General features: G+C 38.4%; 25 protein-coding genes and 1 tRNA gene. 7 read left to right on the forward strand and 19 right to left on the reverse strand.

Annotation, left to right across the window (positions count from 1 at the left end):
- Nucleotides 1-20: 20 nt before the first annotated feature.
- The 12 genes from ureA (THAL_RS03575) to urtA form a co-directional block, all read right to left on the reverse strand.
- Nucleotides 21-326 carry an urease subunit gamma gene (gene ureA / locus THAL_RS03575; protein WP_012991749.1) on the reverse strand — a complete coding sequence of 102 codons (306 nt, stop codon included), beginning with the start codon at nucleotides 324-326 and terminating at the stop codon, nucleotides 21-23.
- A gap of 53 nt (nucleotides 327-379) precedes the next feature.
- Nucleotides 380-538, reverse strand: coding sequence for a ribulose-phosphate 3-epimerase (locus THAL_RS08295; protein WP_012991750.1), 159 nt, complete (start codon nucleotides 536-538; stop codon nucleotides 380-382).
- A gap of 18 nt (nucleotides 539-556) precedes the next feature.
- Complete coding sequence (locus THAL_RS03580; protein WP_012991751.1) at nucleotides 557-1,393, reverse strand: ABC transporter ATP-binding protein; 837 nt, start codon at nucleotides 1,391-1,393, stop codon at nucleotides 557-559.
- A complete protein-coding gene (locus THAL_RS03585; RefSeq protein ID WP_012991752.1) occupies nucleotides 1,390-2,154 on the reverse strand; it encodes an ABC transporter permease in 765 nt (254 codons plus the stop codon). The genes THAL_RS03580 and THAL_RS03585 overlap by 4 nt, the downstream gene beginning before the upstream one ends.
- A complete protein-coding gene (locus THAL_RS03590; protein ID WP_012991753.1) occupies nucleotides 2,138-3,112 on the reverse strand; it encodes an ABC transporter substrate-binding protein in 975 nt (324 codons plus the stop codon). Before THAL_RS03590 ends, THAL_RS03585 begins: the two co-directional genes overlap by 17 nt.
- Before the next feature lie 31 nt (nucleotides 3,113-3,143).
- A complete protein-coding gene (locus THAL_RS03595) occupies nucleotides 3,144-4,238 on the reverse strand; it encodes an agmatinase family protein (RefSeq protein WP_012991754.1) in 1,095 nt (364 codons plus the stop codon).
- A gap of 336 nt (nucleotides 4,239-4,574) precedes the next feature.
- Nucleotides 4,575-4,880: an urease subunit gamma gene (gene ureA / locus THAL_RS03600; RefSeq protein ID WP_012991749.1), complete on the reverse strand. Its 306-nt coding sequence runs from the start codon at nucleotides 4,878-4,880 to the stop codon at nucleotides 4,575-4,577.
- An 11-nt stretch (nucleotides 4,881-4,891) separates the two neighbouring features.
- Nucleotides 4,892-5,608 (reverse strand): ABC transporter ATP-binding protein, encoded by a 717-nt coding sequence (locus THAL_RS03605; protein ID WP_012991755.1) that lies wholly within the window; start codon nucleotides 5,606-5,608, stop codon nucleotides 4,892-4,894.
- A complete protein-coding gene (locus THAL_RS03610; RefSeq protein WP_041434081.1) occupies nucleotides 5,602-6,357 on the reverse strand; it encodes an ATP-binding cassette domain-containing protein in 756 nt (251 codons plus the stop codon). The genes THAL_RS03605 and THAL_RS03610 overlap by 7 nt, the downstream gene beginning before the upstream one ends.
- Entirely contained in the window at nucleotides 6,323-7,390 is a 1,068-nt protein-coding gene (urtC, locus tag THAL_RS03615; protein ID WP_012991757.1) for an urea ABC transporter permease subunit UrtC, read from the reverse strand. Before urtC ends, THAL_RS03610 begins: the two co-directional genes overlap by 35 nt.
- Nucleotides 7,391-7,395: 5 nt before the next feature.
- A complete protein-coding gene (urtB, locus tag THAL_RS03620) occupies nucleotides 7,396-8,280 on the reverse strand; it encodes an urea ABC transporter permease subunit UrtB (RefSeq protein WP_012991758.1) in 885 nt (294 codons plus the stop codon).
- Nucleotides 8,281-8,296: 16 nt separating this feature from the next.
- Nucleotides 8,297-9,511, reverse strand: a complete 1,215-nt coding sequence (gene urtA / locus THAL_RS03625; protein ID WP_012991759.1) for an urea ABC transporter substrate-binding protein — start codon at nucleotides 9,509-9,511, stop codon at nucleotides 8,297-8,299.
- A gap of 260 nt (nucleotides 9,512-9,771) precedes the next feature.
- Here urtA and THAL_RS03630 point away from each other — a divergent pair, with 260 nt between their 5' ends.
- From THAL_RS03630 to THAL_RS08190, 5 genes are read left to right on the forward strand one after another with little or no spacing between them, the layout of a single operon-like run.
- A complete protein-coding gene (locus THAL_RS03630) occupies nucleotides 9,772-10,131 on the forward strand; it encodes an urease subunit beta (RefSeq protein WP_012991760.1) in 360 nt (119 codons plus the stop codon).
- Nucleotides 10,128-11,831, forward strand: a complete 1,704-nt coding sequence (ureC, locus tag THAL_RS03635; protein ID WP_012991761.1) for an urease subunit alpha — start codon at nucleotides 10,128-10,130, stop codon at nucleotides 11,829-11,831. Before THAL_RS03630 ends, ureC begins: the two co-directional genes overlap by 4 nt.
- Before the next feature lie 10 nt (nucleotides 11,832-11,841).
- Nucleotides 11,842-12,306, forward strand: a complete 465-nt coding sequence (locus THAL_RS03640; protein ID WP_012991762.1) for an urease accessory protein UreE — start codon at nucleotides 11,842-11,844, stop codon at nucleotides 12,304-12,306.
- Nucleotides 12,299-12,967, forward strand: a complete 669-nt coding sequence (locus tag THAL_RS03645) for an urease accessory protein UreF (protein WP_012991763.1) — start codon at nucleotides 12,299-12,301, stop codon at nucleotides 12,965-12,967. The genes THAL_RS03640 and THAL_RS03645 overlap by 8 nt, the downstream gene beginning before the upstream one ends.
- Before the next feature lie 41 nt (nucleotides 12,968-13,008).
- On the forward strand, nucleotides 13,009-14,547 hold the full coding sequence (locus THAL_RS08190; RefSeq protein WP_012991764.1) for a sigma-54-dependent Fis family transcriptional regulator: 1,539 nt from the start codon (nucleotides 13,009-13,011) through the stop codon (nucleotides 14,545-14,547).
- A gap of 7 nt (nucleotides 14,548-14,554) precedes the next feature.
- Here THAL_RS08190 and THAL_RS03655 read toward each other — a convergent pair whose 3' ends face one another.
- From THAL_RS03655 to selB, 7 genes are all read right to left on the reverse strand, one after another.
- Nucleotides 14,555-15,349, reverse strand: coding sequence for an urease accessory protein UreD (locus THAL_RS03655; RefSeq protein WP_041434082.1), 795 nt, complete (start codon nucleotides 15,347-15,349; stop codon nucleotides 14,555-14,557).
- An 8-nt stretch (nucleotides 15,350-15,357) separates the two neighbouring features.
- Nucleotides 15,358-15,966: an urease accessory protein UreG gene (gene ureG, locus THAL_RS03660; RefSeq protein ID WP_012991766.1), complete on the reverse strand. Its 609-nt coding sequence runs from the start codon at nucleotides 15,964-15,966 to the stop codon at nucleotides 15,358-15,360.
- 11 nt (nucleotides 15,967-15,977) lie between these two features.
- The gene (locus tag THAL_RS03665) at nucleotides 15,978-17,030 is read right to left on the reverse strand and encodes an outer membrane beta-barrel protein (protein ID WP_041434083.1); all 1,053 of its coding nucleotides are present in this window, start codon (nucleotides 17,028-17,030) and stop codon (nucleotides 15,978-15,980) included.
- Between the two features lie 229 nt (nucleotides 17,031-17,259).
- On the reverse strand, nucleotides 17,260-17,835 hold the full coding sequence (locus THAL_RS03670; RefSeq protein ID WP_012991768.1) for a CDP-alcohol phosphatidyltransferase family protein: 576 nt from the start codon (nucleotides 17,833-17,835) through the stop codon (nucleotides 17,260-17,262).
- 12 nt (nucleotides 17,836-17,847) lie between these two features.
- Nucleotides 17,848-17,937, reverse strand: a tRNA-Ser gene (locus tag THAL_RS03675).
- 6 nt (nucleotides 17,938-17,943) lie between these two features.
- A complete protein-coding gene (gene selA, locus THAL_RS03680; RefSeq protein WP_012991769.1) occupies nucleotides 17,944-19,290 on the reverse strand; it encodes an L-seryl-tRNA(Sec) selenium transferase in 1,347 nt (448 codons plus the stop codon).
- Nucleotides 19,287-21,014 (reverse strand): selenocysteine-specific translation elongation factor, encoded by a 1,728-nt coding sequence (gene selB / locus THAL_RS03685; protein ID WP_012991770.1) that lies wholly within the window; start codon nucleotides 21,012-21,014, stop codon nucleotides 19,287-19,289. Before selB ends, selA begins: the two co-directional genes overlap by 4 nt.
- 22 nt (nucleotides 21,015-21,036) lie before the next feature.
- On the opposite strand from selB, the gene THAL_RS03690 reads away from it, so the two are divergent.
- Together THAL_RS03690 and THAL_RS03695 are read left to right on the forward strand one after the other, a co-directional pair.
- Complete coding sequence (locus THAL_RS03690) at nucleotides 21,037-23,505, forward strand: diguanylate cyclase (RefSeq protein WP_012991771.1); 2,469 nt, start codon at nucleotides 21,037-21,039, stop codon at nucleotides 23,503-23,505.
- Nucleotides 23,502-24,239 carry a nitrilase-related carbon-nitrogen hydrolase gene (locus tag THAL_RS03695; RefSeq protein ID WP_012991772.1) on the forward strand — a complete coding sequence of 246 codons (738 nt, stop codon included), beginning with the start codon at nucleotides 23,502-23,504 and terminating at the stop codon, nucleotides 24,237-24,239. The genes THAL_RS03690 and THAL_RS03695 overlap by 4 nt, the downstream gene beginning before the upstream one ends.
- Nucleotide 24,240: the final 1 nt, after the last annotated feature.

A 24,240-nucleotide genomic window follows, 5' to 3' on the forward strand; every position in this document is an offset into this window, starting at 1 on the left:
ACCGTTATTCAGAGAGCTCTTTATTCTCTAATAGGATTATGAATTGTAACTAACTTTGTACCATCTGGGAATGTCCCTTCCACTTGAACAATTTCAAGCATTTCAGGAACACCCTCCATAACATCCTCTTTTCTAAGAATTTTTGTTCCTAAATCCATAAGCTCTGCAACAGATTTTCCTTCTCTTATACCCTCAAGAATTTCACATGCTATAATGGCATATGCCTCAACATAATTTAATTTTAACCCTTTCTCTTTTCTTTTTTTAGCAAGCTCGGCAGCTACATATATTAAGAGTTTTTCAACCTCCCTTGGCGTGAGATTCATGCTAGCACCTCCTAAATATATATATATACTCTAAAATCTCTCCAATGTTTGTATCAGTCTGCAAGCACCGGACAAAAGGTTATGTCTGGAACAAAACGCCCATCCATTACATCAAGATGGATAAGGTCTGCGCCACCCTTTACTACCGCTTCTACCTGCTCACCCAAATTCCAAGAGTCCGCAGAAAGCACAAAAAGCGCAAGAAACTTCATAATTAGTATTATGTCCTGTTATTTAGTTTCGTGCATGTGATCTATATCAGATTCATTTAAAGCTTTAAAGCTCTTTGACGAACCGCTTTTAAATAGGTAGTATGCTATCGTCCTTTTTATTTCTAAAAACTCTTCAGAAAATATGAAATTAACATCTATATCTTGGCATGACAGTTTGGATTTCAGATCTTTTAAATTGATATCTGCAATTACTCTTCCAGGATTATTACTAAGAACTATAACTCTATCACAAAGAAATGCTATTTCATCTAAATTATGAGAAACAATAATAAATATTGTATCCCTTACTTCCTCAAAAAGTTTTCTAAGTAGGTGCCAGCTATTTATAGCTGTGAACATATCCAAAGCACTTGATGGTTCATCAAGAAGTAAAACCTTTGGCGAAGTACATAAAGCTCTACATAATGCAACTCTCTGTTTCAAACCACCAGAAAGTTCATGAGGGTAAGCGTTAAGCTTTTCTACTAGACCCAGAATCTCCATATAGTAGGTTACTCTTTCGTAAAGTGATGCGATCCTATGCTTAGGTAAGTTTAGTGTTCTAAGAGGAAATATAATATTCTCCTTTACAGTAAGCCATGGGAACAATCTGTAATCTTGGAACATGTATGCTACTTCTGGAGAAGGCTCTTTAACAATCCTATCACCAATGTAGACACAGCCTGAATCTGCTTTCTCTAGCCCCGCTATTATTTTTAACAAAGTCGATTTTCCTGCCCCTGACTGCCCTATTATCCCAACAAACTCTTTATCGATAATATCAATACTTACATTTTCTAATACGGTTATCCCCATAAATTGCTTACTTACATTTTCCAATTTTACTAAACTCATTTACTATTCCTCCTAAGATGTTTGAAAATAAGAGGCTTACTTACTCTGAAAAAAGAATCACTTAGTAAACCTATCAGACCTATGACTATTAAATAAGCATATATCATATCCATTTGTAGGAATCTCTGACTCTTAATTAATCTATATCCAAGTCCCTCATTTGCAGCTGCCACTTCCCCAACAAGAAGGTAAGTCCATGCCCATCCAAGATTTATCCTATATATATCCCACAAATTAGGCTTTATACCTTCTAAAATTATATGATACAATATTTGATGTCTATTCATACCTAAAGATCTACCGACTTCTATGTATTCATAAGGGAAGTTCCTTATTTCGTTAGCTACCATCGCTATAACTTGAACAAAAACTCCTAAAAATATGAGAAATATTTTAGAAGTTTCCCCTATACCAAACCACATCAAAGTAAGAGGTAAAAACGCTGGTACTGGAAGATAACGGAAGAAATCATTTATGTAATCAAGTGGAGTAAACCACCTATAGTAGCTTACCAAAATGCCTATTATAGTCCCAGTCAAAATTGCTATGAGCCAACCAATTGTTATTCTTATTATGCTTGTTTTAAGATCTGAGAATAGAAATCCTTCTTCAAATGCATTCAGTAGTGCCTTATAAATATCTATAAGAGAAGGGAACAGAGGGCTTTCAATCATTTTACTTGATATACTCCAAAGCATAAATATAAGTCCTACGTATATAAACAGTAGAAACAGGATTACATAATTATCTCTTTGTAGCATCTCTTACCACCCTATCGTAGATTAAATTTGAAAGATTAGCTTCCTTGTTCGTAAAACCAAATTTAAGTAGATATTTATTTAGTAAATCGCCACTTCTATATAGGGAAAGTGGATTATTCTTATTCTCTGGATAAAGTGCGAGAGCGTTCTCTTGAACACCAAAGAATTTAATACCTTTAAGCATATACAATACGTCATCTTTCTTGATATTTAAAACTTTTGCCATTATGGATGCAGCCTCCGAAGGATTATTTTTTATAAACTCAACCGTTCTGAACCAAACTCTTGCAAGTTTTACATACTCATTGTAATTTTTCTTAAGACTTTCTTCGTGAACAACAAGTATATCTGGTATTAATCCAGGTGTATCTTTTGAAGAGATTAATACGTGTGCTTGTTTAGATTTAACTATTCTACTTATCCACGGTTCCCAAACAGCAGCAGCGTCAACTTTGCCTTCAAGTAAAGCTACTGCGGCATCTTGTGTTGTCATGTTAATTATTTGAACATCTTTTTCCGTTAAACCGTATTTCTGTAGCACATACAGTAAGAAAAAGTGATCTATTGCACCTACCTCTACAGCAACCTTCTTTCCTCTAAGATCATTAATTGTTTTTATATAATTTTTTGCAACTATAGCGTCGTTACCGTTGGAGTTATCGTTAACCAAAATAACCTTAATTTTCATTCCTTTAGAAGCTAACGGGATAGTATCGCTGAGAGTTTGCGAGTTAGCGTCAAGCTGCCCAGATGCGAATGCACTGATCGAGTCGCTATAAGTACTGAACCACACAAGCTCCACATTTATCCCTTCGCTTTTAAAAAATCCTTTTTCTTTTGCAATGTACCATGCAACCCAACCTGGCCAATCACTGACACCTAATTTAATAGGTCCTGCAAAACCTAAAGATGTGAGAATTAGTCCCATGATTATAGTTGTAAGGATTTCTTTTAGCATGGTATACCTCCTATTTATCTATTTACTTAACTCATATGTTTTGGCTTTGACTTCTAGTTTCTGTTTTAGGTCTTACAGGTCTGCCTTCGGACCATCCTGCACGTTTTATGGCAAGTCCCCCCATTACTTCAAGAATAATTCTACTTGCGAACAGGGAGGTTATACCACCATTATATGAACTGTTATCGCTTACATCATACATCGGGGCAACTTCAAGGATATCAAAACCAAATCTTTCTACATCAAAGTGCTTAGTAATCAGTCTAATAAGCCCTATTGCTTCTCTTGGAGTTAAACCACCAGGCTCTGGTTCTCCCGTTCCAGGACAAACACTTGGGTCCATGACATCAACATCGAAAGTTAACCATACAGCATCAGTTCCATCTAATGCCCTTTCTACAGCTATTTCAGCTATTTTCTTTATACCTATCTCCCATACATCAAAAGATGTGAACCAGAGCATACCGTTGTCTCTCATCCATTCATATGTTTTTTTATCTGGCCAAAAACCACGTGGTCCTATAAGTGTATAATTTTCGCCATTTAGTATTCCAAGATCCCAAATTCTTCTTATATGTGCGCCGTGATCGTATTCAAATCCACATAGTCCAGTATGTGCTGTATCTGCATGACAATCAAAATGAATAAGCCCTATTTTTTTATAACCCCTAGCCTCTGCCCAACCTTTTATGTTAGCGAATGTTACAGAGTGATCGCCTCCAATTATGAATGGACATATGCCTAGACTCGAGACTTCATAAACTTTCCTCTCGAAGTTTTTTAGTGTAGCCATGGTATCTCCGGGAACAACACGAGCATCTCCGTGATCAACTACAAAAAACTCATCAAAAGGATCTACACCTGTTTCGATATTAAAGTGAGAATATGGTGGAGAGGGGACTGTAGATGCAGCTCTTACAGCCCTAGGGCCATATCTAGCTCCCGGTCTTATAGTCGTAGCCATATCCATAGGTTCTCCGATTATTGCAATATCTGGTTTTAGCTTAGCCAATTCTTCGATAGATGGCACATAAGGTAATTTTAGAAAAGTAGGTATTCCTGTAAATATTGGCTCATTTACATCTTCAAAACGCTCTCCATAAAACATCCTACCTTTACCAGGCATAGCAGCACCTCCTTTAAGGGTTTAGTTCCTATACATCGTTATGCAAACTTCATACCTAAAATAAAAGTACATAGAGTAGAGCTCCTAAAACTTAGAAATTCTGTTTTGAACTGTGTAGCTTAATAATACGATAATTGCATACAAAAGAACAAAATTTACAATCTTTAACAAAATTGTTAACATTATTACTTGGACAAAGAGTAAGTATATTGAATCTACCTTTATTTGTGCAGCAATATGCAAAAGGAGTACTAAGGAATTCTAGGTATGATCTTAGTATTTTGCAGGAATTTAGGGAAAGAATATATAGCTCGTTGCAATTATTCAGAGAGCTCTTTATTCTCTAATAGGATTATGAATTGTAACTAACTTTGTACCATCTGGGAACGTCCCTTCCACTTGAACAATTTCAAGCATTTCAGGAACACCCTCCATAACATCCTCTTTTCTAAGAATTTTTGTTCCTAAATCCATAAGCTCCGCAACAGATTTTCCTTCTCTTATACCCTCAAGAATTTCACATGCTATAATGGCATATGCCTCAACATAATTTAATTTTAACCCTTTCTCTTTTCTTTTTTTAGCAAGCTCGGCAGCTACATATATTAAGAGTTTTTCAACCTCCCTTGGTGTGAGATTCATGCTAGCACCTCCTAAATATATATATACTCTAAAACCTCTCCAATGTTTGTGTCAGTTTTAGCAGCTTCTTTTAAAATACTGCCATTATCGATTACATAAACTCTATCTATAAGTTCCCATATAAGTTCTAACCTATGTTCTACAATTACAAATGAAATTCTGAACCTCTCCCTTATTTCGTACAATACCTTTAATATAAGTTGAACTATAGATGGCTGAATTCCTTCAAATGGTTCGTCCAATAGTAAGATCTTTGGATTTGTTAGTAATGCTCTTGCTAAGGATACTAACTGTTGTTCCCCTCCAGATAAAGATCCAGCTGTTTTATTTAACAATCCTATTAGACTGGGGAAAAGGCTTAAGATGTAATCAAAATAGTCATAAAAATTTGGAAAAATAGTATGCTTTTTAGCTGTAAAAGCGTTTTTTGCCGTAAAAAGGTTTTCTTTTACAGTAAGATATGGAAATAGCTTTCTACCTTGAGGAACATAACCTAGCCCCAATCTTACTCTCTCATAAGGCTTTAACTTGTTAATATTCTTACCATAAAAGTATATACTACCGTCTATGACTTTATTTAACCCTAATATAGTTCTTAATAAAGTTGTTTTACCTGCACCATTTCTTCCTATAAGCAAAATACTTTCCGAATCTTTAATACTAATATTAATATCTTTAAGTATTATGGCAGACTTATATCCGGAATATAAAGATTTTAATTCTAGCATCTCTCTACCCCCAAATAAATTCTCTTAACCTCATTATCCGAACGGATTTCATCAAAAGTACCAGTTCTTAGTATTTTTCCTTGATGCATAAAAGTTACTCTTGCCTCAAATTTCTCACAAATCATTCTTAAAAAATCCATATTATGGTCCACAATAATAATAGATGAATTTCTTTTAATAAAATACCCTATTATATCAATCAATTTGTATATATCCTTTAGTGTCAAACCAATAGCAGGTTCATCAAGAAGAACTAAATCGCAATCGTTTGTAAGTATCATAGCAAGCTCTAACCACTGTTTTTCTCCATGTGAAAGTTCTTTTGCTAAGTCATATCTTCTTTCATGAAGACCAACTAACTCTAATATATCCTTTATCTTGTTGTGATCTACCGGTGCAAACGTTCCTGAAACGTTCTTTTTCACCGAAGCTAATATGAGATTATCCCATACTGATAAACTTTCAATTACATTTGGCGTTTGAAATTTCCTTATAATCCCCATCCTTGCGATTTTATGTATCGGTAATTTACTTATAACTGTATTTTTGTAATAAATATCTCCGTAGCTAGGTTTGACTGTACCGGAGATCGCATCAAGCAACGTAGTTTTCCCCGCTCCATTAGGACCTATAAGCACCCTTAATTCCCCCTGGCTGATACTTAGAGAAACTCTATCTAGAGCAGTAAAATTTCCATATTTAACGGTTACATTTCTAACTTCTAAAAGCGCTCTCATGTTTGCCTCCATATATAAATTTTGTAAATCTTGTAAGCAGTTTTTTAAGTTCATTTATATTATTACCGACAAGTATTATAACAATGTAAGCTATACCTATAAAATATAGCCAAAAGTTAGGAAAGTAACTGCTTATTTTGTCTTTTATTAAATTAATGCCAATAACTGAGAGAACAACTGCCAGAAAGTTTTCTCTACCAGCCAAAGCAACCCATAAAATCATTTCTATAGAAGCCATAACTCCTACCAAAGATGGGGAAATGGAACCATTGAAAAGGGTAAAAAGTGCACCACCTATGCCAGCCAAAGTGCCAGATATTGCAAATACAATGATCTTAAAGTAAACTGTATTATAACCAAAGAATTTTAATCTATTCTCATTATCTCTAATAGCCCTTATGAGCTTTCCAATCCTAGAATTTTCTACTATAAATGATAGTAAAATTAAGGAAAACACTATAAACTCTGTAATAAAGAGGAGCCCTCGCTGAAAACCATTATCTCCTATATACCAAATGAGAAAAGGGCCAAAGTTAGTAAGACCATTAAATCCTCCAGTATAAGGTTGCAAACTTATTAAAAGTATCTCAAATATTGCTACAGCTGCCTGACTGATAAGGGCAAAATATACACCACTTATTTCTCTTTTAAACATAATATAGGAAAAAACAACAGCCAGCAGTGTTGGGATTAAGAAGATTGTCATAAATACAAATACTATATTGCTAAAAGGTTGCCACCACCATGGCAGTGTTGTTAAACCACTCCATAACATAAAGTCTGGAAGGTCACCAGAAGGTGTTGCTTTAAGCTTAAGATGCATGGCCATTGCATAAGCACCTAATCCGAAGAAAAGTCCTTGTCCTAAGGACAAGATATTCATGTGCCCCCAAATCCAAGAAATGCCTATAGCAACTATCGCAAGAGAAAGATATTTACCTAAAATGACTATATAGTAGTCTGGAAGAGCTGGAGTAATGCTTAAAAATACCATAAATAGGAAAAGTGTATAAATATAATTTTTATTTTTCTTCAATATCCACATATCCTTTACCCCCTTATCTTAACAGATATAAGCCCAGTTGGTCTAAACTGAATAAATAAGATAACAGACATAAGCACCAAAGCTTTGGCAAGACTAACTTCCATATATCCACTAAAAATAGCAGACATAAAGCCTATGATAATAGATCCAAGAAGTGTCCCACCCAAACTACCTACACCGCCGAAAATTACAACTAAGAAAGCGTCTACTATATAACTCATCCCTGTAGTAGGTGTAATAGAAGAAACCATTGATAAAGCAGAACCACCAGCACCGGCAATACCCGAACCTAATGCAAAAATAAGTAGATTAACTAAATCATCGTTTATTCCCATGGCTGAGGCCGTCTCACGATCTTGAGCAACAGCTCTGAGATTAAGACCAAGATCGGTTTTAAAAAATAGCAGATAAAGCAGCAGAAGAACAAAGAGCATTACCACTATAATATAAATGCGAACAACTGGTATATAAACACCACCTAAATAGAGTGTGGTAGATAGCCACTTAGGTGGTACTACTCCTACTCCTGTTGGACCAAAAGCATCTCTAACTAGTTGTTGAAGTATAAGACTAAGTCCCCAGGTCAAAAGAATAGTGTCTAAAGTATTTTGAACTCTCTTTAAAATTAGGTACCAAAAAACTAGTCCAAATATAAATAGTACTATAAAAGAAAAGAAGATTGAAAAAAGTGGAAAAACTGCTTCTGGAAAAATATTACTTTGCTGTACTATATAAGAAATATAACCTCCTAACATAAGGAATTCGCCGTGTGCCATATTAATTATTCTCATATATCCAAATGATAGACTTAAACCTATGGCTATCATAAAGTAAATTGACGCAAGACTCAGTCCGTTGAAAAGTTGGTTTAAGAAGAAATCCGTATCCATGGTAAGCCCCACGATGTTATAAAACACATTTCTTTCCGGGAAAAACAAGTTTGTCATAAGGTTCAGGTTCTATAGGTTTTCCTGAAGACCAAACTATAGAGAACTGCCCATCTGAACCGAGTTTTCCTATATAAGCTGTTTGATATAAACTTTGATTTTTTGCTATCTTTATTTTTCCAAATGGAGAATCCACCCATGGAAGTTCTGTTGCAGCTTTTCTAACCATCATAGGGTCAAAAGTTCCAGCCTTTTCTACAGCCATTTTCCATAAATAGACATTCATATATCCATGAGCCATCGGATCAGTTATAAGGGAGGATTTACCGTATTTCCCTTGATACGCCTTTATAAATTCCAAATTAGCTTTATTGTTAAGACTCATAAAGTAATTCCACGCAGCATAACTTCCTTCTAAAAGAGGTATTCCAATTGCTTTTGCTTCTTGTTCAGCAATGCTAAAGGAAATTACTGGAAGCACTTTAGGACCAACACCTGCTGCAGCCATTTGCTTGAAGAAAGCCACATTTGAATCACCGTTTATAGTATTAAAAACTATGTCTGGTTTTGTGTTTATGATTTTATTAACAACTGCGCTAAAATCTGTTCCTCCTAAGGGTACATACTCTTCCCCACTAACTATAGCACCATTTTTCTGAATATGCTTCTTTAATATCAGGTTTGCTGTTCTTGGAAAAACATAATCCGAACCTACTAAAAAGAACTTTTTGTAACCTTGCTTTAAAGCCCATTCAAGTGCTGGTAATATTTGTTGATTCGGTTGTGCTCCTGTATAGATAATGTTAGGAGAACATTCATTACCTTCAAATTGTACAGGATACCACAATAGATTTTTATATCTTTCAAAAACAGGAAGCATAGCTTTCCTGCTTGCCGATGTCCATCCGCCAAAAACAGTCACAACCTTATCCATAAGTATTAACTTCTGTGCCTTTTGTGCAAATGTTGCTGGGTCGGATGCCCCATCTTCAATTATAGGTTCAATAGTGTATCCCAATACACCACCTTTTCTGTTTATTTCTTCTATAGCTAATAAAGTTGCATTTTTAACATGAACCTCACTTATAGCCATCGTGCCAGAAAGAGAGTGCAACACTCCAACTTTGATTTTTTTAGGTGAAGGCCAAACTAAGGCCGGTGCTATAGTATGCAGGGTTATTACAGCTGCACTTGCCTTAATAAAATCTCTTCTGTTTGCATACCCGCTTTTCATGGCATCACCTCCTTAAAGGTTTTAACCTCCTTCCGTAATTCAAATTAGCAAACAACGTGCCCTGCACTTTTCATTTTTAATTATTCAATAATGAACATAATCAACAAAATTGTTAACAATTACGAGCTCATTATAGAATTTAGCAAAACGCCCTGTCAAAGATAAACAATTAAACGGTTGAAATAAAAGGAATGGTGTGAATGGTTACAAACAAAATATGGTATAAAATTTGCATAAATACTCAATGAAGGAGGTAAGATATGGTACCGGGAGAGATATTTGTAGATGATGGAGAAATAACCCTCAATGCTAATAGAAAAACTATAAAGTTACTCGTTAAGAATGTTGGGGACAGACCTATACAAGTTGGATCCCATGCTCATTTTTTTGAAGTTAATAAGTACTTAAAATTTGACAGAGAGAAAGCTTACGGTTATAGGCTAAATATACCTGCTGGTACTGCAGTAAGGTTTGAACCTGGAATGGCCAAAGAAGTAGAACTCGTAGAGTTTGGTGGTAAAAGAATTGTTTACGGTTTTAATGCATTAGTTAGCGGGTTTCTAGAAGAAAAGAGGGAAGAGGCTATGCAAAAAGCAAAAGAAAGGGGGTTTTTGTCATGAGGATATCTAAACAATCTTATGCCAGACTTTATGGTCCAACAAAAGGTGACAGAATAAGGTTAGGTGATACAAATTTGATAATAGAAGTTGAGGAAGATTTCAATTTGTACGGTGAGGAAGTTTGTTTTGGTGGAGGGAAAGTTATAAGGGATGGTATGGGTCAATGTCAACTTTCGCGAAAGGATGGTACTCCTGATTTAGTTATAGTAGGTGCTGTAATCGTAGATTATTGGGGCATAGTAAAGGCTGATGTAGGAATAAGAGATGGAAAGATAGTTGCCATAGGTAAAGCTGGAAATCCAAATATTCAAGATGGTGTGACCCCTGGCTTGGAAATAGGTCCATGTACGGAAGTTATTGATGCACGAGGGAAAATACTAACAGCAGGGGGTATTGATTGCCATGTACATTTTATATGTCCTCAACAAATATGGGAAGCTCTTTATAGTGGTATAACCACAATGATTGGTGGAGGCACAGGACCTACAGAAGGTACCAAGGCAACCACATGTACACCAGGACCGTGGAACATAATACATATGCTAAAGGCTTTAGAAGCTTTTCCAATGAACTTTGGACTTCTCGGGAAAGGAAATTCATCTTTACCTTCCCCCCTTATAGAGCAAATAGAAGCTGGGGCAATGGGATTAAAAATTCACGAAGATTGGGGGGCAACTCCAGCGGTTATAGATTGCGCTCTTACGGTGGCGGATGAATACGATATACAAATAGCGATACATACTGATACTTTAAATGAGTGTGGTTATGTTGAAGATACGATCAAGGCCTTTAAAGGAAGAACCATTCATACATATCATTCAGAAGGTGCAGGCGGAGGACATGCACCCGATATAATGAAAGTGGTTTCTCATATAAATGTTTTGCCTTCTAGTACTAACCCTACTATGCCGTATACCGTAAACACATTTGATGAGCATTTTGATATGTTAATGGTGTGTCATCACCTATCTCCAAATATACCAGAGGACGTAGCTTTTGCGGAATCCAGAATAAGACCAGAAACAATGGCTGCGGAGGATGTACTTCACGATATAGGGGCTATTTCTATGATGTCCAGTGATTCGCAGGCCATGGGGAGGGTAGGAGAGGTAATAATTAGAACATGGCAAACTGCCCATAAAATGAAGGAAGAAAGGGGTAAACTTCCGGAGGATTCGGATAGAAATGATAATTTCAGAGTAAAGAGATATATCAGTAAATACACAATTAATCCAGCGATAGCCTTTGGTATAGCTGAGTACGTTGGTTCAGTAGAGGTAGGGAAAATTGCTGACCTTGTTATATGGGATCCAAAATTCTTTGGCGTTAAACCCGACTTGGTAATAAAGGGTGGAATGGTGGTTGCGTCATTAATGGGAGATCCAAATGCTTCAATTCCTACACCTCAACCTGTACTTTACAGACCCATGTTTGCTTCGTTTGGTAGTGCAGTTAACAAGGTTTCTGCATTCTTTGTTTCTCAAGTATCCTTAGAAAAAGGTTGGATAGATGATCTAAAAAGACCATTACTTCCAGTAAGAAAAACAAGAGTAATATCAAAAAAAGACATGATATTAAATGATGCATTACCTAACATAAAGATAGATCCAGAAACCTACAAAGTTTACATCGATGGTGAACTTATAACGAGTAAGCCAGCCAAAAGCTTACCCCTAACTCAGCGATATTTCCTATTCTAGGAGGAACTCAATGAGGAGAGTGTTTGTTTATGAAATACCAAATGTAACCAATGAACAGTTAAGTGCATACAACATAAAGGAAATTAAGCTTTCGTATTATGAAAGACAAAAAGTAAGACAGAAGATAAAAATAGAGGAAGAACTAGAGATAATTATAATTCTAAAAGATAGAACACATATAAGACCATTTAGTTATATCTATATAGATTCCAGCAGCAAAACAGCATATAAAGTGGTACCACTGGAGGAGGAATGCTTAGTTATAGAAGTTGATGCCCCATTGTCCTATTTATTGTTAGGGCACATATTAGGTAATATGCACCTTCCAATAGGTATCTGGGAGAATAAAGTTACCACGATATTTGATCCTACTGTTGAATATAGGTTAAATAAATACGGTTTTAAGACAAATAGATTGATAGTCCCCTTTGTGGAACTTTCGGAACATACAGAGCATATGCATTCACATGGATAGTAGGGTATACGATCAACTTAATTACATTCTTGCACTATTTGATAGTCAATTTCCCGTTGGTGCTTTTGCTTTTTCATGGGGACTTGAATCATTTGTTTCCGATAAATCTGATAAATTAACACTCGAGAAACTTGTAGATGCGTATATTAAGGAAGGGCCATTACATCTTGAACTTTTTTCTTGCAAGCTATCTTACGAGTATAGCGACTGCATAGAATGCTTAAAGTGTGTAAATGATTATGTAAGTGCATTTAAGATTTTACCTTCTGTGTATGAGCCATCCGTTAAGATAGGAAGGAACCTCATAAAGGCTAGTAAAGAAATACTAAATGTGGAATTTCCTTATAATGAAGTTAAAGACCCACACTTTTCTGTGGTTTTAGGTTATGTTGGAGCCACACTTAATATAAAGTTGGACCTATTACTATTCTCTTTTGCTCATAGTAACATAAAAAATTTACTTAGCTCACTCATGAGATGTATCCCATTGTCACCTTATGAAGCATGGAAGACGCTGTTGACGTCGTACAAAAAGCTGAAAGATGAAATAAATAGAATACTCTTGTATCAAGATTGGGATCAAATTTTTGTAAATACTTTCCTTTGGGACATTCACTCTTTTAGGCAAAGGTTTTTAGAAACTCGGCTTTTTGAAGGATGATGTTGAAAAAGTTATATAAAGTTTTATATAATATATAGAGGATGAAGGAGAAGAAAGGGCTAAACGAGATATATTATCTTTTCCATAATACAATAAGTTTAATTGAACATATAAATGCTAACATATATGTTAAAAATCGTTCTGCAGACGCCTTCTTAATAGAGTCTATAGCAACTGTATTTGAATACTTTGGGTACGATAACCTCCTCCTTTTTAATGAAAATCAAGGTTTCTATGAGTTAGTTCTTTATATAAAGAATGGAGAGATAAAGCAGGATAAAATTAGGTTAGATAAGAAATTTTTTAAAGGAATTGATGCTTTTAAAAGCGTCCAATTCTTTGAGTATTATAGCCCTATATGTGAATTCCTTTCTCGGGAAGGATTAATAGAATTAAGGGAAAATGTTAAGGTATTCATTAAGACATTTCATTCAAGCAGAAAATGGATAGCCATATTAGTATCCTATAAAAAATTTACAAGCATTCCAGTGTATATTGATAAAATGATTTTAGACGCTTCTTTTATGTTTATAGAAAAGCTTTATAAAACACATATGGAATATTCATCTGAAATAGATATTTATAGAACAGAGCTGGAAAATTTAGCAAAATTTACTGCAGAAGTATACACTAAAGATTTTATCAAATATAATGATGCTTTTTTAGAGAAAATAGCAAAAACGGATGTAAATATATTGATCGAAGGAGAAACAGGAACTGGAAAATCCACTCTTGCATATAGAATTCACAACCTAAGTCATAGAAAAGATAAACCTTTTAAAGAATTATTTGAAGCAGAGCTTTTTGGATACGAAAAAGGTGCTTTTACAGGTGCAAGCATATCAAAAAAAGGAAGGTTGGAAATAGCCAACGGAGGTACTGTCTTTTTTGATGAAATAGGGGATATACCTATTGAATTTCAGACCAAGCTATTAAGACTATTACAAGAAAAAAAATTTTCCAAACTCGGTGGACTGAAAGATATATATGTAGATATAAGATTTATTTTTGCTACTAATAAAAATTTAGATAAGTTGGTCAAAGAAGGGTTGTTTAGACAAGATTTGTATTACAGGATAAATACTATAAGATTAAAACTGCTACCTTTTAGAGATAGAACAAGTAAAGAAAAAAGAGAAATAGTAGATAGGATAATAGAAAAACTGACTAAAAAGTATAACAAATCACTGTCTATAGACAACGAAGTTTACAAGTTCATCGAAGAACATCATTGGCCAGGTAATATAAGAGAACTGGAAAATGTTCTTGAATATGCAGCAATTCTATCGGAAGACGGAGTTATTAAATTGAATCACCTTCCACAATGGGTTATCACTGAATATATTGAAAGCAAGAATACCACGGATTATGTAATTGAAACACACAAAGGCCATGGATTAACTTTCAAGGATATAAAGAAGTTAGAAATGGAAGCCATCATTGATGCACTTCTGACTACAAACTTTAACGTATCAAAAGCTGCTTTAAAACTAGGTATTTCGCGCAGACAACTTGAGTATAGAATAAAAAAATACAATATAATAGAGGATATTACTAAAAAAATTCGGAAAAATGAATAAAAAGAAATCATAAAAACGCACTACTCATCGTGTACCATGGTATACTTTGTAAGTATTTTTCATTTCGCCATGAATCTATTAAATCAATAACTCTTTTAGCAAGAATAAAATTGCTATTTGACAATCCTTTAATAAAAGCTAAACCTCTGTGATTGGTTCCATAAATTAATATAAAGTCTTCATGTTCTTCTATATTTTCTCCTAAATTTAAGAATGTCCATACTCCCGAAATCATATATTTAAAGCGACCAATAATCCCTATATGTTTAGCAGTATGTTGACTTATAGAGAAGTTTTCAATATAAATTGGTATTGATTGTTTAAAGATTTTTAAGTTATTGTTTATGCAGTTAAAGGACAAATATTCTCCACGTTCAATTCTGCCCATGCTCCACATCTCAAAGAAACCAAAATTTGCCGATGAAGAAAGATATACATTAATTTTCTGAAGAAATCTGCTTCCTTCAAAAGGTATATTTATACCTGGATAGTACTCGAGTATTGCATTGTCATCTATGTAAATGTTATAGAACTGCATGGATATTTCATCATTTTCAGATTTCAAGATTTTTGTTGCGCTCTGATTTAATAAAATTACATGACAATCTTTTCCAACATTTACTTCTATCTCTAGTTCATCACCTGCATGTATGCCTGCACCAATCGTGATGATCTGAGTAATGAGACAATTACCTATATAAAAAGGTTTCAATATCCTTGCAGAACCTGTTTGAAAATTTCTTGTTAAAGTTGTTTTCCCAGATATTTCCTTGAATTCCATAATTAATTTATGCTTCACCATAATTATAATCAATCTATAAATAATATTTCTTTCTCAATCCATGTAATTACTGGAATTATGCTTTCTTCTTCTTTTAGACTAACGAAAAAATACGGTTTGTTTTTTCTCTTTTCTTCTGTATATTTTCTCATAATTTCAAGATTTACTCCTACATAAGGAGCAAGATCAATCTTATTTATAATAAGTATATCACTTTGAGTTATACCTGGACCACCTTTTTTAGGTATTTTCTCTCCTTCTGCAACATCTATTACATATATTACGCTATCCACAAGTATAGGGCTGAACGAGGCTGCTAGGTTATCCCCTCCAGATTCTATAAAAATAATATCAAGGTCCTTGAACTTACTAATTAGTCTATCAACTGCCTCTAAGTTAATAGAAGGATCTTCCCTTATCGCAGTATGTGGACACCCGCCTGTCCTCACTCCTATTATTCTATCTTCTTCTAAAACACCACGTTTTATAAGGTATTCAGCGTCCTCTGTTATATATACATCGTTTGTAATTACCGCTATTGAATATTTATCTTTCATAAATTTACACAGCACTTCAATAAGAGTTGTTTTCCCAGAACCTACAGGACCACCTACACCTATTCTAACTGGTTTTTGCATTTTACACCCTCCTAAAATACAAATCCAGTCTCAGCAAGTAATCTAAATTGAGTATCTTTATTTCTTTCGTATGTAGGTTTGTCCGTTTTCACATATGAAGCTTCTCCTCTTATAAAGAATCCAGATTTGCTATATTTAAGTGTAAAAGTAGATGTAACTGCACTATTATCTTTTCCTATACCATAGTAATCAAATTTTTTATCTGCTTTAACATATTCAAATCTAATCCCTGTGGATAGATTTTCAGAAATTTTTTGGCTTATGAACAGAGCTACACCGAAACCAGTACCAGTACCATTACCATTCGTACCTGTTTTTGAATCAGGTACAGTTATTATATCTGGATTCAGGGTTATTGTGGTGTTTCCCTTACTGTAGCTAAGAGCTAAGGAGTAGAGCCTTATAGGATATTTGTCATTTCTATTGTTGTATATTAAAGTAAAGTTTGCAAGTAAATTACTTAATGGTCTTGAACTGATTCCAAATTCTAAAGCATATTTACCGTCCTTTGTATTCCAATCATTAACACCACCTATAACTTTTAGAGTGTCTAAAAGGGAATAAGTAAGTCTAAACCCGTTAAAGAAAGAATTAAATTCCGCCCACCAAACAAGTCCTCTCTGTATATTCGCATTTTGATATGTAAACGGAGACTCCCATCCGTAAATAGCAGGTATTTTACCTGCCATTATATTTAACTTATCAATATCTAATGTTATATATGCACTTTGCAACTCAAACTTGCTTTCACTAACAAAGGGTTCATACTCTATCCCAACAGTTGGAACTGCTCTTCTTCCTACATTCAATGCAAAACCTATAGGTAAAGTACTTGATGAAGGTTTAGAAATTTCCAAATTAGCTGCTGATATATCTGTAACACTATAAAGAGACGGATTCTCTTTTCTATCTAATGTTTGCATCCAAAATGCTGATATACCGCCGCTAATCCTTAATTCAGTGTTGGCAAGCAATGGAAAGCTCTTTTCTTCTGAAAAAGAAGGCTTCAAAGATAGCAATACTATTGATGCACTTAAAGCTGAAATAGATCTTATACCTCTCATGTCATACCCTCCACTGACTGTTTTAGCAATATTCATACCAGATCGATTAACATTTATTAAATCTTAAATAAGAATCTTAAATAAGAGAAATAAGAGGGTATCATGCACTGCTTGATTATATGTAATGATTGTATATTTTAAACAAAAATGTTAACAATAAAGTATGACTGCTGTAATATTAGCAAAGTTTATCGGAAAACCTTAGCAGGAAGGCATCTAAAAAAAGGTATCAGTGGGGAATACGGTTTTTGAAGGCAAATACCCTCTGAAGCATTGTTATAAAAGAACCAAAAAGTATAACGAGGATAGATACTTCTACCATGTTAAGAACTATTCCTACAAGTAATGTTAGCCATCTTTCTGTCCTCTCAAAAGTCCCGACATTTAGAGTGTATCCAAGACTCTCAGCTCTTGCTTTGGCATAACTCACTCCAAAAGAAAACACCAAAGCAAGTAGGGACAAAAAAGATAAGTAATCCTCTTCTGATGAAAGGCTAATGGCTATGAAAGGTGAAGCATCAGAAAATCTGTCTACAAGAGAATCTAAAAAGGCACCGAACTCACTTCTAGTTCCGTTTTTTCTCGCGAGAGAACCATCTATGGCATCCGCAAGACCACCTAAAGCGAGGAACACAAAACTCCAAAGGTGCATATGCATGTAAAGAAAGACAGAACCTACTATGACAAGGACTAAACCTAAAAGAGTTATTGTATTGGGACTTACATGCGCTTTTGTAAGCGCAGTCAGTACTGGCTGTATGCTTCTCTCAAAGTGAGGTTTTATCTCTCTTACTAAATAACTCATCTTTTTACCTTACGGCGAGGGAGGGATTCGAACCCCCGGTGGGCCGTGAAGACCCACAGCGATTTTCGAGACCGCCCCGTTCGGCCACTCCGGCACCTCGCCTGCTTATTAAATTATAGCTTCCTCCACTATCTTGGGAAGTTCCTCAAGGTCTTCAGGAAGGAGGGTTCTTGTGTCCAGCAAAAGGGTATCCCTCTTTACACGAACTATGACGGGTGTGCTGGCGTCCATAAGTTTTCTCTCCAATTGAGACACGCTCATGGTCCTGTGCTTTATGGCGACACAGTAGGTGGGTAAGTAAAGGTGGGGTAACGCACCGCCACCACACTGAGAGAAATCCTTTATGATCCTAACATCAAGATCCTTTATCCTTTTCAGCCTTCTGGCCAGAAGTTTAGCTCTCCTGTAGAGTTCCTTTTCTTCAACCGTCAACATTCTTATAACTGGTATCTCGTGGTGACGTTTCTCCATATACAACCTCAAGGTCATCTCCAGCGCCGATAAGGTGAGTTTGTCTACACGTACCACCCTACTGATGGGGTTCCTTCTGAGAGGTTCGATCAGGTGACGTTGCCCCACTATTATACCCACCTGTGGACCTCCCAACAGTTTGTCACCGCTACCCGACACCACATGTACTCCCTTCTTTATAAGATCACGGAAGGAGGGTTCGTAGATGTCGAGGCCCATATCTCTTAAGTCTACAACGGCACCGCTTCCCGCATCGTAGTAGACGGGTAAACTCAGTTGGAGAAGATCCTCTATCTTTACCTCTTCCACAAAGCCTTCCATGTAGAAGTTACTTCTGTGTACCTTCATGATGAAGGCTGTGTTGGGAGTGATGGCTTCTATGTAATCTTTTAACCTTGTTCTGTTGGTGGTACCTACTTCCACCAGTATGGCTCCCGCCGCTTTCATAATATCAGGTATGCGAAAGGAGCCGCCTATCTCCACCAGTTCGCCCCTTGAGACTATCACCTCTTTGTTTTTGGCATGAGTGTTGAGGATCAGAAAAACGGCTGAGGCATTGTTGTTGACCACATGAGCACTCTCCGCTCCCGTCAAACACACCAAGTACTCCTCCACCAACTCCACTCTTGATCCCCTGCAGCCTGTAGTCAGATCAAACTCCAGGTTAGAGTAATGGGAAGCTATCATACTAACGAAGCGTACGACGTCTTCATGCAGGGGTGCCCTACCTAAGTTAGTGTTTATCACCACCCCCGTAGCGTTTATCACCCTCTTCAACCGTGTTTCTGACAACTTTCGTATCTCCTTCTCAACATCTTCCAGAAGGTTCTCGGTAGTATGTCTCAAACCGGCTTTTATCTCCTTCCTGTACCTCTCCAAGACTCTTCTAGCCCCCTCCTTTATGTATTCCTCCCTGTACTTTCCCCTGAAGTGGTCTAAAAGTCGTGAAACCTGAGGCAGTGATCTCAGAAGGTGTTCCCTCATCTTACAAAAAACCTCCTGTCTCCTTCCCGTCTGGTTACACCTAGCCTGTCCAGATACTCCAAAAGAGGTATAAGGTACTTCCTGGTAAGACCGAGGGTTGTCTTAGCATCCTGGACACTGAAGCTTGATCCCAACCCCCTTAGTTTTTCCACCATCCTGTGCAAAGTCTGATCTGTCACGTAAAGGTACGCCCCGAGACTATGAACAACCCCTCTTCTTACCGCCACAGGTAGTATGTCCCTAAACTCTTGAAGGTCCTTCTCTTCCTTTATACTGTCCCCCATGTACTCTACGAGCCTTTTGAAAACATCCAGTTTATTAATATCGGACCTTGTCTCATCCAGTATGTAACCTTCCACCCTCCTGTAACCCTTCGTATCTTCCAGCAAGAACTGGAGCAAAACTTGGTCTATTCCCAGAAGGGACCTTACTTCCTCTACGTGAAGGGGATATTCCGCTTTTGTCAAAATATCCCTGAGCCTCTTCTTCAAGTTCTCCACCACTGACGGGTCGTACAGCTTATCACCTACCCTCACGGCCCTCAGTTTCTGGGGATTTACATGTCTACCGTAGGCGGAAGAGATCCTCTTTAGCTCCACACCCTTTACTCCAGCTTCCTTCAGCATGTAAGATGCAAGATGGTTTGTCAAAAGATCCACGTTCTGCCGTATGAAGTTGCTGCTCCTCCTTATAGGAAGGGGGTGGAGGACTCTGTAACTCCCACACAGTTTACCACTGGAGTCAAGGATCGGACCCATGTCTCCCACGAAGGCTACCACTGGTTCCTCAAGATCAAGTAGATAGATGCTCTCCTCTACACGTCGCCCCCTGAACTTCACCTCCCTCATCCAGTGGAAGAGGGTCTTTACTCCTTCGGGCAACTTTCCTCTCACATGAGCTATGAGTCTCCTCGTCTTGATAGCCTCCCCCTTCTTCACCAGCATATCCCCTCTCTTCACCTGTTTCACATCTACCTCTGGTAGGTTCACCGCCAACCTTTCGCCCGCCTTTCCCTCCTTTACCCAAGCACCGTGGTTTTGCATTCTTCTGATCCTAGAAGATACTCCCGCAGGTTCCAACACCACCGTGTCACCTTCCCTTATACGACCACTAACACAGCTACCTCTCACCACTGTACCGTATCCTTTCACCAGAAAAGCGGAGTCCACACAGAGACGGAAGAAGGTCTCCTCCTCGTAGAGAGATAAGAGTTCTGTAGCGTACTCCTTTATAGACAGTTTCAAGGTATCTATACCCGTACCTAGCAGAGCGCTCACCTCCAGTATACACTTAGGATGTATACCTTCTCTTTTCAAAAACTCCTCCACCTCTATCCTTGCTAAACTTAAGATCTCAGTATCCACTTTGTCTGTTTTGGTTAAAACGACGATACAGTGCTGGATACCGAAGGAGGCCATAAGTCTAACGTGATCAACTGTCTGAGGCATTACACCTTCTGAGGCATCTACCACCAGGAGGACTCCCTTCACACAGGAAAGACCTGCCACGGCGTTCTTTATAAAACGTTCGTGTCCAGGTATGTCTATGAGCTCCACTCTCAGGTTACTCTCCGGAAAATCGAGAAAGGCGAAACCAAAATCTATACTCATACCTCTTCTCTTCTCTTCCGGAAGGCGATCGGTGTCTATACCTGTCAGAGCCTTCACCAACGTTGTCTTCCCATGATCTACGTGACCTGCTGTTCCAAGACTTACAAATCTCATATTAAGGTTAAATTTTAAGTTCATGCTGAGTGTTCCTCTCAGAGAGGTTATAGGGGGAGAGGATCCTGTCATTTCGGCAGACTGCACACTTCGGGAAGCTACAGAGGTCATGAGGGAGAAGGGGAGAGGTTTTGTAGTACTGGAGGAGAACGGTAGAGTGGTGGGCCTGCTAACGGAGAGGGATATCGTACGGCTCGTGGCGGAGAACGTCTCTTTGGAGGAGAAGGCTCTGACGTATGCCACAACTCACATAATGCAGGTACGGGAAGATAGGGATGTCCTGTATGCTCTGAGTTTGATGCTGGAGAACAACATAAGGAGACTCGTGGTGGTGGACGGTAGCGGACGTAGGCGCGGTTGCGTCACCATGCAGGAGTTACTGAGGTACGTGGAAGAGGATCTCCTTCGCAGAAGAATCAAGGTGAGGGAGGTAGTAGGAAGAGAGTTCCTCTTCTTAGAGGCCACCGCTACTCTGAGAGATGCTGTCAAACTTATGAAGGAGAAGGATATAGGTGCCCTACCAGTGCTGGAAGGTGGAAGAATTCTTGGTATCATCACGGAGAGGCAGTGTTTATCCTTTGCCCTGGAAGGTCTCCTGGACAGTCCGTTGAAAAATCTGCCTCTGTTACCGGTGCATGTAGTAGATGACGAAGCCTATCTGGATGAAGCTCTGAAGATCATGGAGACCACCAACACCACCCACTTGGTAGTGCTGAAGGAGGGGATACCTGCCGGCGTGCTCAGTTACAGAGATGTAGTAAAAAGCCTGGATAAGGATTATGCCGTGCTGGTGGAAAGAAAACTAAGACACACCAAGGATGTTCTTGATATGTTTCCTGAATGCGTACTGGAGGTACTGGATGTGGTGGATCAGCAACTGGTTATATGGCTCAACAGAAGAGCCCGCGAAACTTTTGGAAATCTCCTGGACCAACCTGTAACCACCCTCATACCTGAGGAGGACTGGAGTTTTATTCTCATGCGCCTCCTTAAGGAGGGGAGGGTAGAAAGGGTACTTTTTCGATCAGGGCAGCGAGTGTACGAACTTTCCGCTTCCTACCTGCGTGTAGATTCCTCGGAGGAGAGGGGTAGAATAAAGATGCTTCTGAGAGATGTGTCCGAGGATCACAGCCGACAGATGCTCCTTCAGAAGGAACTGGAGGTTCTAAAACGTGTCATAAACAACACCGAGGACATGATCATCATATATGAGGCCAACACTGGGAGAATTGTGCTTTGGAACAGGGCGGTGGTCCGAAAACTGGGCTACGAGGACGAGCAGTTGTCGGAGAAGACCATATACGATCTCGTGGCTGAGGACCCTCAGTACATAAGGCATAACATAGACAGGATATTGAGGAAGGGGGAGGTGATCAGGGGCAAAAGACATTACAGGGACATTTACGGTGAACTTCTTCCTGTGGAGATAGTAGCCACCCGTGTGGATCTAAACACCCTTCCCCATATTCTCATCGTGGCCCGTGACATCTCTGAGAGGATTAAACTGGAGAGAGCATTGCACAAGCGCATGGAGGAGTTAGATAGTATTCACCAGTTTTTGCTACACATGGGCAGATGTTCATCAGAGGAGGAGGCTTACAGTATACTGGCTCACACCCTCACCCACACAGTGGGTGTAGAGCTTCTGGCGTGTTTTAAGGTGAACCCTTCCCTCAACAGGATAGTTTCTTTTTCCCTTTTTGGAAAAGGAGATTACACACCGTGTCTTGAAACGGAACCTTACGGATGTAAGGTGTTCAGTTCCCCACAACCTTTTCTTTACAGAGACAGAACCTCTTACTCCTGCCCACTCTTTAAAGCAGATGCCGGATCGTACCTCTGTATGGCGGTGGTTTCGGCAGGGAGAGTTATAGCTCTGGTCTCCATGCTGTCTAAAAAGGAAGGGTTTTTCACCGAGGAGAGGGTGAGGTTTGTGGAAAACATAGTGAACGCCTTCTCCCCTTACGTATCCAATCTCAGACTTCTGGAGATAACCAAAGAGCTGTCCATACGAGATCCCCTCACCAACTTATACAACAGACGCTTCGTCATGGAGTTCCTGGAAAGAGAGTTAGAAAGAGCAAAAAGATACTCAAAACCTCTCTCGGTGATACTGGCAGATCTGGACAACTTTAAGACCATTAACGACACTTACGGACACCACGTGGGGGACGAGTGTCTTCAGACCTTTGCCCATGTTCTAAACAGGGTGGTGCGCGGTTCCGATGTGGTGGGAAGGTACGGGGGAGAGGAGTTCATCCTTGTACTACCAGAAACAGACAAAGAAGGTGCCGCAATGTTGGCGGAAAGAATAAGGCTTGCGGTGAGGAGTAGTTCCATCAGATTTACTGGTGGGTGTGTGTATCTCACCGCCAGCTTCGGTGTTGCCTCTTTTCCCGAAGATGGAGAGGATGTAACAACACTGATAAGGGTTGCAGATCAACGCCTTTATATAGCCAAAAGTCAGGGAAAGGATAGGGTTGTGTGGTGAAGGCTGCGGTCATACAGCTACAGATAGATGAAGGGAAAAGCATTAACAACCTCCAGAAACTTATAACCCTTCTGGCGGATCTTGAAGATCATCTGGTGGTGGTGCCGGAGATGTTTGCATGTGGTTTTCATTATGAGGGAATGAGAGAGCACGCCAGAGAAACGTGGGAAATTCTCCACACCCTTTTGGATCTGACGAAGCGAAAGTCTATAACCTTTGTAGGAACTTTACCGGAGGAAGAGGACGGTAAACTTTACAACACCGCCTTTGTCCTATCGGAAGGTGTTCTGGTGGGAAAACGCAGAAAATCAAAACTCTTTCCCCTTTACAAAGAACCCGCTTACTTCCAACCCGGTGACAGTAATCCCCTTTTTGAGACAAGGCACGGTATCCTGGGGGTGTTGATCTGTTTTGAGCTGAGATTTCCTCAGTTGGGATGGGAGCTGCGCAGGAAAGGAGCACAGATAATCTGTGTGCCCTCCATGTGGGGCCTTGCCAGAAAGGACCACTTGAGGATACTCTCAAGAGCTAGGGCGATAGAACTTCAGTCCTATTTACTTTTGGCCAACGCTTGGGGAGTATCGGGAGATGAGGAGTATGCAGGTTCTTCCGCCATCTTTGGTCCGTGGGGTGAGATCTTGGCCTTTGCAGAAGTTGGAGATACGGTGCTGAAGGCCAACTTAGACATGGCCCATCTGGAAAAAGTGAGGAAAACTCTGCCGCTTTTCCTTTAAA

It is taken from the genome of Thermocrinis albus DSM 14484 (assembly GCF_000025605.1).
Classification (GTDB): Bacteria; Aquificota; Aquificia; order Aquificales; family Aquificaceae; genus Thermocrinis; species Thermocrinis albus.